The organism is Leisingera sp. ANG1 (assembly GCF_000203975.2).
Lineage (GTDB): Bacteria > Pseudomonadota > Alphaproteobacteria > Rhodobacterales > Rhodobacteraceae > Leisingera.
This window is the reverse complement of record NZ_AFCF02000001.1, coordinates 1,027,951-1,041,945: the sequence shown is the minus strand read 5'-3', so window position 1 is coordinate 1,041,945 and position 13,995 is coordinate 1,027,951. Positions and strand designations below refer to the sequence as shown.

Below are 13,995 nucleotides of genomic sequence, written 5' to 3'. Positions count from 1 at the left end.
TCTCCCTGTCTCAATAAAATATCACAAATCCGTGTAAATTTAAAAAGAAAAAGCCCCCGCTGGCAATCAGCGGGGGCTTTGCATCCTTTGGTGGAATCAGTTGCCGGCGCTTTCCATCTTGCGGTGGGCAATCACCTCTTCCAGCCAGCCGAGCTTCATCTCCGGCACCGAACTGAGCAGCAGATCGGTGTAATCGTCGAACGGCGGGCTCAGCACCTTGGACTTGCCGCCGTAGCGCTGCACTTTGCCCTGATACATTACCGCGATGTTGTCCGAGATCGCGCGCACCGTTGCCAGATCGTGGGTGATGAAGAGATATGCCACATCTTCGATCTTCTGCAGGTCCAGCAGCAGCTTCAGGATGCCGTCTGCCACCAGCGGGTCGAGTGCCGAGGTGACCTCGTCGCAGATGATCATCTTAGGCTTGGCTGCCAGCGAGCGGGCGATGCAGACACGCTGCTTCTGGCCGCCCGAAAGCTCCGCCGGATAGCGGTCCATGAACTTTTCGCCCAGCTCGATCTCGTCCAGCAGTTCGATGATCCGCTTCTTCTTCTCGGCGCCGCGCATGCCGAAGTAGAACTCCAGCGGGCGGCCGATGATGGTGCCGACGGTCTGGCGCGGGTTCATTGCCACGTCTGCCATCTGGTAGATCATCTGCAGTTCGCGCAGATCCTCGCGGCTGCGGCCCTTGAGGTCCGGTGAGAGCTTGCGGCCGGCAAACTCGATCTCGCCCTCGCGCGGCGGCAACAGGCCTGTGATCACGCGGGCGAGGGTGGATTTGCCGGAGCCGGATTCACCCACCACGGCCAGCGTCTGGCCGGGATACAGATCGACGTTCACATTGTGCAGCACGTCGAATTGGGTGCCCTTGTAGCGCGCGGTGATATTGCGCACGCTCAGCACCGGCTCCTCGGTCGGGGCCTTTTCCTCATGCTCGATGGAGCGGACCGAGACCAGCGCCTTGGTGTACTCCTCCTGCGGATCATTGATGATCTGGTCAACGTTGCCGTATTCGACGGTGTTGCCCATCCGCAGAACCATGATGTCGTCGCTCACCTGTGCCACAACCGCCAGGTCGTGGGTGATGTAGAGCGCGGCAACGCCGGTGTCGCGGATCGCCTCCTTGATCGCCATCAAAACGTCGATCTGGGTGGTCACGTCGAGCGCGGTTGTCGGCTCGTCGAACACCACCAGATCCGGCTCCGGGCACAGCGCCAGCGCGGTCATGCAGCGTTGCAGCTGGCCGCCCGACACTTGGTGCGGGTAGCGTTCGCCGATGTTGTCCGGATCCGGCAGGCCCAGTTTGGCAAACAGAACCCGGGCACGGGCTTCGGCCTCCTTGCGGGAGAACTTCTTCTGTTCCACCGCGGCCTCGACCACCTGATCCATAATCTTCTTGGCCGGGTTGAAGGAGGCTGCCGCTGATTGCGACACATAGGTCACCTCGGCACCGCGCAGTTTGCGGATGTCCTTGTGGCTGCCCTTCAGGATATCGCGGCCGTTGACCCAGACCGCGCCGCCGGTGATCTTCACGCCGCCGCGGCCATAGGCCATGGACGCAAGACCGATGGTGGATTTGCCGGCACCGGATTCACCGATCAGCCCCAGAACTTTGCCGGGCGCGAGGTCAAAGCTGACCCCGTGCACGATCTCGATGTCGCGGGGACGTTCACCCGGCGGGTAGATGGTCGCGCCGATCTTCAGGTCGCGGACTTTCAACAGGGTATCGCTCATCCGCGGCCTCCTTTCAGCGATGTGGTCCGGTTCAGCACCCAGTCAGCCACCAGGTTGACCGAGATCGCCAGGGTGGCGATGGCAAAGGCCGGGATCAGGGCCGCAGGAATGCCGTAGACGATGCCTTCCTTGTTCTCTTTCACGATGCCGCCCCAGTCAGCCTCAGGCGGCTGCACGCCCAGGCCCAGGAAGGACAGGGTGGAGACAAACAGAACCGCAAAGATGAAGCGCAGGCCCATCTCCGCGATCAGCGGCGACAGGGCGTTGGGCAGAATCTCGCGGAAGATGATCCAGGCGGTTTTCTCGCCGCGCAGGCGGGCTGCTTCGACGTAGTCCATCACCTCGATATCGACCGCAACGGCACGGGCCAGGCGGTAGACGCGGGTGGCGTCCAGAAGGCCCATCACCAGGATCAGCATCGGAATGGTGACCGGTGCGACCGACAGCACCACCAGGGCGAAGATCAAGGTCGGGATCGACATCACGAGGTCGACGAAGCGCGACAGCGCCTGGTCGATCCAGCCGCCCATCACCGCGGCAAAGAAGCCGAGGACGGAGCCCAGGGTGAAGGACAGAACGGTCGCGGCGGTTGCGATGAAGATAGTGGTGCGGCCGCCATAGATCATCCGGCTGAGAAGGTCGCGGCCGATGTTGTCGGTGCCAAGCAGATAGTCTGCGCTGGAGGGCTCCCACACATCGCCGACCACTTCGCCGACGCCATAGGGGGCCAGCAGCGGCGCAAAGATGGCACCAAGGAAGTAGAGGGCAGTGAAGAACAGCCCGATGAGTGCGGAAATGGGGATATTCTTCATTTCGGATGCCTCAGGCGCGGGTTGCTCAGGATGGCGACGATATCGGCAATCATGTTGAGACCGATATAGACGGCGGCAAAGATCAGGCCGCAGGCCTGCACAACAGGCACGTCACGCTTGGACACGTGGTCGACCAGATACTGGCCCATGCCGGGGTAGACGAAGACCACCTCGATCACCACGACGCCAACCACCAGATAGGCGAGGTTCAGCATCACCACGTTGACGATCGGCGCGATCGCGTTCGGGAACGCGTGGCGGTAGATCACCTGAAAGGCGTTGAGGCCCTTGAGTTCCGCGGTTTCGATATAGGCCGATTGCATCACGTTCAGGATCGCAGCGCGGGTCATCCGCATCATGTGCGCCAGAACAACCAGCGTCAGAACGGCAATCGGCAGGGCGATGGCGTTCAGCTTCTCGAACAGGCTCATGTTGTCGTTGACCATGGCCACTGACGGGAACCAGCGCAGCTGCACCGCGATGAAATACATCAGCACGTAGCCTATCAGGAACTCGGGGATCGAGATCGAGGCCAGGGTGACGGCGGAGATCATCTTGTCGGGCCAGCGGTCCTTGAAACGGACGGCAAGCAGGCCGAGGAAGATCGCCAGCGGAACCGCAACCACGGCAGCCCAGAAGGCGAGGAACAGGGTATTCCAGAAACGGCTGCTGAGAGCCTGGGCAATGTCCTGGCCGCTGGTCAGCGCGGTGCCAAGATCGCCCTGCATGGCGCCGAAGAGCCAGGCAAAATAGCGTTGTACGGGAGGATCGTTCACACCCAGCTCAGCCCGCAGGTTGGCCAGTGCCTCCGGTGTTGCCGACTGACCCAGGATCGATTGCGCAACGTCGCCCGGCAGAACGATGGTGCCGGCGAAGATCACGATTGAGATGAGCAACAAAAGAAGGAGGCTCAGCGCAATGCGCTGAGCCAGGAGTTTTACGATCGGAGACATATTAGGCTTTAACCCACAGCTTGCTGGCTGCATAGCCGTTCATCAGAACCTGGCCCGGGATGCCTTCGACAAAGCCGTCGACCTTGTCGGTGGTCGCTTCAACGAAGTCGTTGAACATCGGGCAGATCAGGCCGCCTTCGTCGCGCAGGATGGTCGACATGTCGGCATACATCTGCGTCCGCTTGGCAACGTCCAGTTCGCCGCGGGCTGCCACCAGCATCTGGTCGAACTGCTCGTTGTTGAAGCGGGTGTCGTTCCAGTCCGCGGTGGACAGATAGGCGGTGGTGAACATCTGGTCCTGGGTCGGACGGCCGCCCCAGTAGCTGGTGCAGAACGGCTTGGCGTTCCAGACTTCCGACCAGTAGCCGTCGTTCGGCTCGCGCTTGACGTCCAGCTGGATGCCGGCGCTGGACAGCGACTGCTGGAACAGCGCGGAGGCATCGGGTGCGCCCGGGAAGGAGTTGTCCGAGGTGCGCAGCAGGATAGAGCCGTCGTGGCCCGCCTTCTTCAGGTGGTGCATCGCCTTGTCCGGGTCGAACTGGCGCTGTTCCAGCTCGGTGTACATCGGATAGGAGGCGTTGATCGGGGTGTCGTTGCCGACAGTGCCGTAGCCGTTCAGGATCTTGTCGACCATTTCCTGGCGGTTGATGCCGTATTTCAGCGCCATGCGCACGTCGTTGTTGTCAAACGGTGCGGTGTTGCAGTGCATGATGAACACATAGTGGCCCGCCGCGGAGGTCGAGTGCACGGTGATGTTCGGTGCGCGGTCGACCAGTTTTGCGGTGCGCGGGGGCACCCGGTCGATCACGTCCACCTGGCCGGACTGCAGCGCTGCGACGCGGGCGGTGTCGTCGTTGATGACGATGATTTCCACGGTGTCCGCGTTGCCCAGATCACCCCAGTAGTTCGGGTTCTTCTCGGCCACGAAGCGCACGCCCATGTCGGAGGACTTCATGATGTAGGGGCCGGTGCCGATGGCGGCTGCCGGATCGTCATTGCCGCCGTTCGGCTGGATGATCAGGTGGTAGTCGGCCAGCAGGTAGGGCAGGTCGGCGTTCGGGCTGTCCAGTTCGAAGACGACGCTGTCGCCCTCTGCGCGCACGTCCTTGATGCCGCGCATGATGCCAAGCGCGCCGGACTTGGTGTCTTCACCGCTGTGGCGCTCCATGGTTTTGACCACGTCGTCGGCAGTGACGCTTTGGCCGTTCGAGTAGGTCACGCCGGAGCGCAGCTTGAAGGTCCAGGTCTTGGCGTCGGCAGAGGCTTCATAGCTTTCGGCCAGCTTGCCCTCGATGCCGCCGTCGTCGGCCAGTTCGACCAGGGTCTCACCCCAGAGGCGGGTGACCATCAGGCCAACGGTGTTGGTGACCAGCGCCGGATCCAGGCTGTCGGTGGTGGAGCCGCCCTGCAGGCCGAGACGGATGGTGCCGCCCTTCTGCGGGCCGGCCGCCTTGGCGGCGGTGGACAGCAGCAGGTTCGCGGATACGGCGGTAAAGCCCAGTGCGGCGGCTTTGCCCAGGAAATCACGGCGTGACAATTTGCCTGCCGCGGCCTGGCTGGCCAGATACTGCATATGTCGGTTCATTGAGTTCTCCCGATTGGTTGCGGTGCTGAGGCACCTGTTTTTTTGATTGGCGATTTAAGATTTGCGTATTTACCGCTAACTCGCAAGCGTTATTAGCGCTACGCCGGGGAAGCCATCTGCACGGTTTCGTGCGGCACAAACAGCGGGTGTCGCCTTTCTCAAGTAAGGTGCCGTTTTTGCGGTCTCTGTCCTGTGTAAAGCAAAAAAAGCGCTGGAATACGACAGGAAATATTGATGCGGAGAAATTGCGGATTTTTTGCGAATCTGCCCGGCGGGCAAGGCCGACAGGCCGCCCAAGGGACAGAATCGGTGCTTTCCGGTCTAAAAACGCCCTCTACGCCGCCAACTGACCTGCCCGGTATGGCGGTTGGACCACAACGGGCAGCGGCAATGCGGCGCGCTGGCAGGCTGGGCTCCAAGGGGCGGATCAGGGGTGTTCAGTATCCATCCAGATGGTCACCGGACCGTCATTCAGCAGGCGCACCTTCATGTCGGCGCCGAACCGGCCTTTTGCAGTTTCCAAACCCAGCGCAGACAGCTGGTCTGCAAAATATTCATAGAGCCGTTCGCCCTCAGCCGGGGCCGCAGCGGTGGAAAAGCCGGGCCGGTTGCCGCGCCTTGTGTCGGCCGCCAGGGTGAACTGGCTGACCACCAGCACGCCGCCGCCGGTATCCAGCACCGAACGGTTCATTTTGCCTGCGTCGTCCTTGAAGATCCGCATCTTGGAAATCTTGGCGGCCAGCTGGTCCGCCTGCGCCTCGCTGTCACCGGCCATGGCGCAGACCAGCACCAGCAGCCCGGGACCGGTTTCGCCGATAACCTCGCCATCGACTGTCACAGAGGCCTCGCTGACCCGTTGGATAAGTGCGCGCATGTCTGCTCCCGTCCTTGAATAGTGCTGTCCGGCAGGCGGCTGCCGGATTGTCCGCAACAGCTCTATCTCCTTTGTCGGGCACTGGCGAGGTCGCGGCCTGAAATCTTCCGGCTCAGGCATTGCCTTTGCGCCGGATCAAGGCGGTGCGGCGGGGCAGGCGGTACAATCAGACGCAACTAGAAAGGAGGCTGAACAATGGTGGAAAAAACCGAACATGGCGGCTTCTGGCCGTCGCTATATGATCCTTTCCGCAGCTTTGGCGCGCGGCTTGCCGACTGGCTCACCCCGGCAACCGAGGCGTCTTCGGGCAAGGAGGCCTATGACATTGCCATGGAGCTTCCGGGTGTTTCGCTGGAGGACGTGGAGCTGACCGTGGACAACGGCGTTTTGACGATCCGCGGCGAGAAAAAGACACAGTCTGAGAAGACGGGCGACACCTGGTACTTCAGCGAGCGCCAGTATGGCGCATTCCGGCGGTCGTTCCGTTTGCCGGAGGACGCGGACGGGCAGGCGGCCTCAGCCCGGATGGAGGACGGCGTGCTGCATATCGCAGTGCCGAAGAAGGCGCTGGAGCAGCCGGAGACCGCCCGCAGGATCAAGATCAGCAAGGGCTGACAGGGAGGCCGGCCAAGGGTTCCGGCTCAGAATCCGGGGAAAGGAACCGGCCGGTTCAGGGAGGGGGCGGCAGCGTCCCCTTCCGTTTTTGTTTGGTGCTACTGCTGGCTGGTCAGCAGTGCGATCCCGGCACCGACCAGAAGGGCCAGCAGCACCGCAAAGGCAATTTTCCAGGCTGAATAAGGCCGCTCGCCCTGCACCCGGCCGGACTGGCCGTTGACCACAAAGCGATAGGTCCTGCCGCGGTATTTGTAGGCGGCGAGCCAGACCGGCAGCAGTATGTGCTTGAAGGTTACCTCAGACACTTTGGTGTCGATATGGGCAATCCGCTGGCGGTCGCCGCCGATGTCAAAGCGCACGTCACGCTCGATCACCCGGTCCATCTTCTGCCCGGCCTCGGCAAAACCAGCCTCCAGATCCACGGTGTAGGCTTCAGCCCGGAAGCCTGCCAGATACTGCGGCTGGTAAGGTTCCAGCTGCGCCAGGTCCCAGGGCTCCAGCCCCTCAGTGTATTTTTTGGGCAGGCTTTTTGAGGCCAGCACCAGCACATCATCGAAAAACCGCTGCACCCGGCCCGAGGCGGGCGTCCAGCGTACCTTGGCGACCTGCCGGGAGCGGGTCTTGCCTTCGTGCTGGAAGGTTTCGGTCACATAATAAACGGTGCCGCGCTGGCCGGTGTAGCTGCTGCGGGTCTGGGCGTCATAGGTCCAGTAAGGCACATAGATACCCTGCATCCGCCGCCCCTTGCGGGCGTATTCCCTGAGGCCGTTCGGGGCAAACCACAGGCCGCCCAGCCAATCTGTTATAGCTTTGTGCGCGGCGCGTTCTTCTACCGCAAAAGGCAGCACGCCTTTGGGTTTGATGTGCCGGTTCTCACCGGTGCCGGTCACCACAGGCGTTGCGCAGAACGGGCATTCCTTGGCGTGGGTGTCCGGATCGAATTCCACCTGCGCGGCGCAGTTGGGGCAGGTGGAGACCCTCGTCACTTCGATCTCTGCCTCGGGCAGCTGATCGGCCACGGCAGCGCGGAAATCCAACTCCTGCAGGGCGGATCCCTTCCAGGGTCCGCTGCGGATGCTTTCGGTGTGGCCGCAATGGCCGCAGGTCAGCGTGCCTTTGGCCGGGTCATAGGTGTAATCGGCACCGCACTGCTCGCACGGGAAGCGGTGGGTCTCATCGTCGGGGGCAGGCACGGTTTCGGCGGGCGGCGGCGGGGGCATCGTCACGGGGGGCAACCTGTCGGCAGTGTCAGTCAAGCGGGCTGGGCAGCGGCTGGCTGCCCTGCGGCGGTGTCACCCGGCTGGCGGCGCCGGCGGCGGGGGAGGCGGCGGCAGGATGGTGAACAGCTGCGCAAGCTCCATCACCTCGCCTGCGCGTTTCCAGCCGTCCTGGCCCGGGGTCCAGACGTGGGTCTCGCGTGTCAGGGTGCCGTCCTGCGCCATCCGCCCCATCCGCGCCTTGGAGAACGGGCCGGAGGTCTGCCCGTCGACTGCGATATGCCAGACGTGCTCCACCGGCGGCGGGGGCGGCGCCACGGGCGCTGCCGGCTGCGGCGCAGCGAGTTCGCGCCGCGTGCCCCATGGCCCTGACGGCTGACCCGCTGTCTGAGAGGCGGCGCCTCCCTGCAGAGCCTGGCCCATCTGCTGCGCCATCGCCATACCCATGCCCATTCCCATGCCGGCACCCATGCCGCTGTTCGGGGTCTTGGCGGCGGCGGTCATCGCCTCAGCTGCCGAAAACTGAGTGTAGCGGCCCAGATCGCCCAGCACGCCCATCTGGGTGCGCTTGTCCATGGCTTCCTCCACCGCAGGCGGCAGCGAGATATTCTCAATGTACAGCTCCGGCATCATCAGGCCGTAGTCGGCCAGGGTGCCGGAAATCTCTGCCGCCACCAGTTTGCCCAGGTCGGCAGTATTGGCGGCCATGTCCAGAACCGGAATGCCGGAGCCGGCAATCACGCGGGAAAACTCCTGCACGATGATATTGCGGATCTGATAGGAGATCTCGTCCATGGTGAATTCACCATCGGTGCCGACGATTTCGCTCAGGAAGCGGGCCGGGTCGGCGACCTTGATCGTATAGGTGCCATAGGCGCGCAGCCGGACGGGCCCGAATTCCGGGTCGCGGCAGATGATCGGGTTCTTGGTGCCCCATTTCAGGTCGCTGAAACGGGTGGTGTCGACAAAGTAGACCTCAGACTTGAACGGCGACTGGAAGGCGTGGTCCCAGTGCTGCAGCGTGGTCATGACCGGCATGTTGTTGGTCTCGAGCATGTAGAGACCGGGGGTGAACACATCCGCCAGCTGACCCTCGTGCACGAACACCGCCGCCTGGCCCTCGCGCACCGTCAGCTTGGCGCCGTATTTGATTTCATGGCCTTCGCGTTCGAACCGCCAGACCATGGTGTCATGGGTGTCATCCACCCAATGAATGACATCAATGAATTCGCCTTTGAGAAAATCGAAAATACCCATGTTTCAGGTCCTCTTCCTGTGGCGGCCTAAAGTTCCTGGCCCATCGCCTCGCGGGCGAGAATGCGGATCAGGGGGCGGGCCTCTTCCAGGCTCACCCCCACCTTCAGTCTTGGATCATACAGCATCTGCAACAGCTTTTCGTCAAAGCTGGTCAGCAGCGCAAATTCGTCGTCATCGTTGAAGATCGAGGGGCGCGCGCGCGGGCTGTCGTTCCTGAGGCCCAGGCCTTGCGCCACTTCCTCGTGCACGCAGCTTTTGCGCACCAGGTCGGGATGCTCGGCCCGGATCAGCGCGACGCCGCGGGTGTAGGACAGCGGATCGCCCTGCGGGCCGCCTGCCACCACAAGGCAGTAATAGCTGCGCGGCGGCGCAGCCAGCAGCGACAGGTCGCGAGCGCTGATCGCGGGCAGCAGTTCGCGCACCCGTTCAGCGACAAAGGCGCTGTCGTCGAGGCTGGCAAAGATCACGTGGAAATTGGCCCTGCCGCTGACGGTGCTGATGGAATGGCCGGTGATCCGCGCCAGCCGCGCGGCGTATTCGGCCAGTGTTTCCCGGTCCTGCACCCGCTGGCCCGCTTGCACCGAGGGACCGAACTCCGCTGCGATCCGGACCGGGCCGGACCAGCGGCCGAGCCCCCCGGAAATGCCGGACCCGCCGTATTCATCATAGAAAGCCAGTTGCTCGAAGCTTGCCGCCAGATCCTCGGCGTCAAACGGTGTGTCCGGCCCGCCGCCGTCAGTGCGCAAAAGGCCGCGGGTCAGCAGGTCCCGCTCCAATGCGTTGTAGTAGTAGGCCAGCTGGGCGCTGTCGGCAGAGGGTTTGTAGACCGCAGGCTGGGGCACTGCAGGCCGGGCCTGCGGCACTAGAGATTCTGCCTGGTCAAAGGGCAGGCATGCGCTTAAAGCGGCCAGCACGGCAAAGGCCGCTGCGCTCTTCCAAAGTGTATGGATTGCCTGCACTCCCGCTGCCTTTCTTAACCCGGCACAGCGGTGCCGGCGTTGTCGCCAACCCCGTCGCGCCGCGCCTTGGCAGCGGCCAGCGTATCGCGCAACTCCGCTTCCATTTTCTGCAGATCTTCCTCGGCGGCAGCGCGTTTGGCCTTGCCCTCGTCGGCGATCTTGAGACTGTCCTGAATGGTGCCGATCAGATCCGCATTGGCCTGTTTCACCGCTTCGATATCAAACACTCCGCGCTCCATTTCCTTGCGGATCATCTCGTTCGATTGGCGCAGGTTGGCGGCGTTGGAGGTCAGGAGTTCATTGGTCAGGTCATTGGCATCGCGCACTGCCGCCGCGGCCTGGGCCGAACGCTGGATGGTCAGGGCCTGCGCCAGCTGAGTTTCCCACAGCGGCACGGTGTTCACCAGGGTGGAGTTGATCTTGGTCACCAGCGACTTGTCGTTTTCCTGCACCAGCCGGATCGAGGGCAGCGACTGCATGGTGACCTGGCGGGTCAGCTTCAGGTCATGCACCCGCCGCTCCAAGTCATCGCGGGCGGCACGCAGGTCGCGCAGCTCCTGCGCCTTCATCACCTGATCGCCTTCGGGGGCTGCCTGCACCTCGGCTTCCTTGGCCGGGATGGCGGTGCCGTCCAGTTCTGCCAGCTTGGCTTCGCCTGCGGCAATATAGAGTGCCAGCTCATCATAGAATTGCAGCGTCTTTTCATAGAGAAGATCGAGCGATTTGATGTCTTTCAGCAGGGTGTGCTCGTGGCCCAGGAGGTCGTCGGTGATCCGGTCGATCTGCCCCTGCACGGTTTCATAGCGCGCGGTGAATTTCACGAAGGGCGTCGCCTTGCCCAGAAGCCGCTCCCAGAAGGTCGCCTTGCGGCGCACGTCCAGTTCGGAGACCGAAAAGCCGCGGATCGTGGCCACGATATTGCGTAAGGAGTCCCCCGCAGGCCCCACGTCCTTGTTGCGGACGTCAGACAGCATTGCCTGGCTGATGGTCTGCAGTTCAGCCTGTGCGGCAGAGCCGAAATGGATGATCGAGTTGGTGTCGTCCATGTCGATCTGGTCCATCCGCTGCCGGATCGCCTCACTGGTCGGTTCATCGGCCTGTTCCAGGGGCTTAACCTCTGCCACGGGTTCGGGCAGTTCGATGGCGGTGACTTCGGTGACCAAGGCTTCGGCCTGGGCGGCCTTTTGTTGAACGGCTTCAGACATGAATGGCTCCCCTTAATCAGTTCTGGTCCAGATGGACCCCTTCACGCTGCAACCGGTCGCGCAGCACATCAATTTCAATGGTCAGGTCCGTGCGGTCCTCCACCAGCATTTTGCGGGTGCGCGCGGCAAAGTTTTGTTCCAGATCGTCCAGCAGTGCCAGGTAATCGGCTCGGGCCTGGGCGTCCTGGCTGCGGGCATAGATATCGGCGAATTTCACCGTCGCATCGCGGGCGCCCTGCAAATAGACGGTCAGGTACTTGCGGGCGGCGGTCAGGTCGCGCGGGTCTTCCTCCACCGTGCGGAACAGCTCGCGGGCGACGGACTGGAACTGTTCCACCCGCGCTTCGACCCCGCGGTCGCGGGCGCGCAGGGCAGCGTCCTTCATCGCGGCCAGGCTCTGCTCCGCCTCATCCACCGCGCGGGCGACCCGGGACTGCTGGAAATCGTCGACACCTTCCACGCCCTTGTCGTGCAGCGGGTCGATGCCAAAGGCGGTGACGTGCAGCCCCGCTGCTGCGGTGCCATAGATGGCGGCAATCAGAATGCCGGGTTCGGCCTTCCAGGCCGCCAGCGCCGCGCCGCCGCCGGTCAGAAGTGCTGCCAGGATCTTGCGGGGCAGGGCGGGCTTGCGTCCCACCTTGCGGGCGGCATAGGCGGCTTCGGCCTTCAGCCCCTCGCGCAGCAGGAAGGCGCCGCCGGTCCAAAGCCCCGCGCCGATCAGCCCCAGCGCAAGTCCGGTGGCGCCGTCGTTCAGGGAAAGCAATGTCAGGATGGCGGGCGGCAGGAACATCAGGTTGGCGCGCATGCCAACCGGGTCCACCTGGGCGTTGCGGAAGGATTGCTGCGGAGGTGTGTCCTGATCTGCGGGCTTCCCATCCGGGCTGAACTTGCCGCCGTAACGCTGTGCCATGCGGTCAGCCCCCCACGATCCAGCCGGTGCTGAGGCCGAACATCAGGATCAACAGGGCAGCATAGGCAAGTTTCTGCACGCGAAAGGCCCCCCAGACCGCCAGCGAAGACTAACTGATTGGAAATCTAGGGGATAGCAGGCGGTGTTGCTAGGGGGAAGTCTGCGGGAATTGGCTCAGCGGCGGGGATTCTTGCCGATCGGACGCTTGCCGCCGCCGCGCTGGGCGGGGCGGTCGCTGCGCGGTGCTGCAGGCTTGCCGCCCGGTTTGCCGGTTTTCGCCGGTGCCTTGCCAGCCGGTTTGCCGCCTGGCTTACCCATAGGCCGGCCAGCAGGCTTGCCGCCGCGGGACCGGGTGGGGCGGCCGACCGGCTTTTCCTCTTCCGGTTCAAGCCCCAGCTGATCGCGCACCACACGCGGACGCAGTTCTTCCACGTCGCCCGGTTTCAAGTCGCCCAACTGGAACGGCCCGTAGGACACCCGCAGCAGCCGGTTCACGCTATAGCCGATATCCTCCATCGCGCGGCGGATTTCACGGTTCTTGCCCTCGCGCAGTCCAACGGTCAGCCAGGCATTGGCGCCCTGCTGGCGGTCCAGCGTCACGGTCATCGGCTGGAATTTCTCGCCCTCGATCACCAGGCCCTTGCGCAGCGGCGCAAAATCCTCGTCTTTGGGGCGGCCATTGATCCGCACCCGGTAGCGGCGCAGCCAGCCGGTGGCGGGCAGCTCCAGCTTGCGCTTGATGCCGCCGTCATTGGTCAGCAGCAAGAGACCTTCGGAGTTGAGGTCGAGCCGTCCCACCGTCATCACCCGCGGCATGTCCTCTGGCAGCTCGTCAAAGATCGTCTTGCGGCCTTTTTCGTCGCTGTTCGACGTCACCAGGCCGGTAGGCTTGTAATACAGCCACATCCGCGGCGCCTCGGCCTCCGGCAGCGGCTGGCCGTCAACGCTGATCCGGTCTGCCGCGGTCACGTTCAGCGCCGGGCTGTCGATCTTCTTGCCGTTCACCGACACACGGCCCTCGGCAATCATGCGCTCAGCTTCGCGGCGCGAGGCAACGCCGGCGCGCGACAGGACCTTGGCGATGCGGTCGCCTTCGGGGGCTGTGCCTTCAGGGGTGGCGGGCGCCTTGCGAGGCTGCGATTTCGGGGCCGGTTTGCCCTTGGGGGATGCGGGTGTTTTGCTCATGCCCGTGCCATAGAGCATTCCACCGTCTTGCGAAAGCGGGCAATCGCGGGTGGGCAAAGTGTGGTGAGGGCAGAGCCCGGCCGCGGGCGGGAAACGAAGCGCCCGCCCATGGGGGCGGACGGGCGCTGTCCGGCGTTGCTGCCGGGCCGAAACTTTTCTAAGTGTATAGCCTTGCTGCATTCAAGCTGAGCGGAGCGTATGGCATTCAAATCGCATATGGATAAGGCGCTGGCTGAGGCGCGGGGGGCGGCAGAGCGCGGCGAGGTTCCCGTGGGTGCCGCGCTGATCGCGCCGGACGGGCAGGTGGCGGCGCTGGCAGGCAACCGCACCCGCGAACTGAACGATCCCACCGCCCACGCCGAGATTCTGACCATCCGCGCGGCCTGTGCCGCCTTGGGCAGCGAGCGGCTCACGGGCTACGACCTCTATGTGACGCTGGAGCCCTGCGCGATGTGCGCCGCGGCCATCGCCGCCGCACGCATCCGCCGGGTGTACTACGGCGCCGCTGATCCCAAGTCCGGCGGCGTGGCGCATGGCGCCTGTGTGTTCTCCCATCCGCAGGCGCATCACGCGCCTGAGGTCTATGACGGGATTGCCGAAGGCGAGGCCAGCGCGCTGCTCAAGGAGTTCTTTGCCGGTAAACGCTGATCATGGAGCATGTGACGTGCCGTCGCTTCGCTGGCCGGTTG

13 protein-coding genes are annotated in these 13,995 nt (G+C 63.6%); 2 read left to right on the top strand and 11 right to left on the bottom strand.

Going from position 1 to position 13,995, the window contains the following annotated elements; genetic code table 11:
• Positions 1-96 precede the first annotated feature (96 nt).
• The 5 genes from GC1_RS05185 to dtd form a co-directional block, all read right to left on the bottom strand.
• Complete coding sequence (locus GC1_RS05185; RefSeq protein WP_019295751.1) at positions 97-1,734, bottom strand: ABC transporter ATP-binding protein; 1,638 nt, start codon at positions 1,732-1,734, stop codon at positions 97-99.
• Entirely contained in the window at positions 1,731-2,546 is an 816-nt protein-coding gene (locus GC1_RS05180; protein ID WP_019295750.1) for an ABC transporter permease, read from the bottom strand. The genes GC1_RS05185 and GC1_RS05180 overlap by 4 nt, the downstream gene beginning before the upstream one ends.
• The gene (locus tag GC1_RS05175) at positions 2,543-3,499 is read right to left on the bottom strand and encodes an ABC transporter permease (protein WP_019295749.1); all 957 of its coding nucleotides are present in this window, start codon (positions 3,497-3,499) and stop codon (positions 2,543-2,545) included. The genes GC1_RS05180 and GC1_RS05175 overlap by 4 nt, the downstream gene beginning before the upstream one ends.
• 1 nt (position 3,500) lies before the next feature.
• Positions 3,501-5,084, bottom strand: coding sequence for an ABC transporter substrate-binding protein (locus GC1_RS05170; RefSeq protein ID WP_029204769.1), 1,584 nt, complete (start codon positions 5,082-5,084; stop codon positions 3,501-3,503).
• Between the two features lie 427 nt (positions 5,085-5,511).
• The gene (dtd, locus tag GC1_RS05165) at positions 5,512-5,958 is read right to left on the bottom strand and encodes a D-aminoacyl-tRNA deacylase (protein ID WP_019295747.1); all 447 of its coding nucleotides are present in this window, start codon (positions 5,956-5,958) and stop codon (positions 5,512-5,514) included.
• Positions 5,959-6,153: 195 nt separating this feature from the next.
• On the opposite strand from dtd, the gene GC1_RS05160 reads away from it, so the two are divergent.
• Positions 6,154-6,573 carry an Hsp20/alpha crystallin family protein gene (locus GC1_RS05160; RefSeq protein WP_019295746.1) on the top strand — a complete coding sequence of 140 codons (420 nt, stop codon included), beginning with the start codon at positions 6,154-6,156 and terminating at the stop codon, positions 6,571-6,573.
• A 98-nt stretch (positions 6,574-6,671) separates the two neighbouring features.
• Here the strand turns inward: GC1_RS05160 and GC1_RS05155 are convergent, their stop codons facing one another.
• The 6 genes from GC1_RS05155 to GC1_RS05130 form a co-directional block, all read right to left on the bottom strand.
• Positions 6,672-7,793 (bottom strand): TFIIB-type zinc finger domain-containing protein, encoded by a 1,122-nt coding sequence (locus tag GC1_RS05155; protein WP_019295745.1) that lies wholly within the window; start codon positions 7,791-7,793, stop codon positions 6,672-6,674.
• Between the two features lie 72 nt (positions 7,794-7,865).
• A complete protein-coding gene (locus tag GC1_RS05150) occupies positions 7,866-9,047 on the bottom strand; it encodes an SPFH domain-containing protein (protein WP_019295744.1) in 1,182 nt (393 codons plus the stop codon).
• A gap of 26 nt (positions 9,048-9,073) precedes the next feature.
• Positions 9,074-9,961 carry a DUF2927 domain-containing protein gene (locus GC1_RS05145; protein ID WP_443136562.1) on the bottom strand — a complete coding sequence of 296 codons (888 nt, stop codon included), beginning with the start codon at positions 9,959-9,961 and terminating at the stop codon, positions 9,074-9,076.
• Positions 9,962-10,020: 59 nt separating this feature from the next.
• Complete coding sequence (locus GC1_RS05140; RefSeq protein WP_019295742.1) at positions 10,021-11,211, bottom strand: toxic anion resistance protein; 1,191 nt, start codon at positions 11,209-11,211, stop codon at positions 10,021-10,023.
• Between the two features lie 16 nt (positions 11,212-11,227).
• Positions 11,228-12,121 carry a 5-bromo-4-chloroindolyl phosphate hydrolysis family protein gene (locus tag GC1_RS05135; RefSeq protein WP_019295741.1) on the bottom strand — a complete coding sequence of 298 codons (894 nt, stop codon included), beginning with the start codon at positions 12,119-12,121 and terminating at the stop codon, positions 11,228-11,230.
• Positions 12,122-12,295: 174 nt separating this feature from the next.
• Positions 12,296-13,306, bottom strand: coding sequence for a pseudouridine synthase (locus tag GC1_RS05130; RefSeq protein ID WP_036761895.1), 1,011 nt, complete (start codon positions 13,304-13,306; stop codon positions 12,296-12,298).
• A 198-nt stretch (positions 13,307-13,504) separates the two neighbouring features.
• On the opposite strand from GC1_RS05130, the gene GC1_RS05125 reads away from it, so the two are divergent.
• Positions 13,505-13,954 (top strand): nucleoside deaminase, encoded by a 450-nt coding sequence (locus tag GC1_RS05125; protein ID WP_019295739.1) that lies wholly within the window; start codon positions 13,505-13,507, stop codon positions 13,952-13,954.
• The last annotated feature ends 41 nt before the right edge of the window (positions 13,955-13,995 follow it).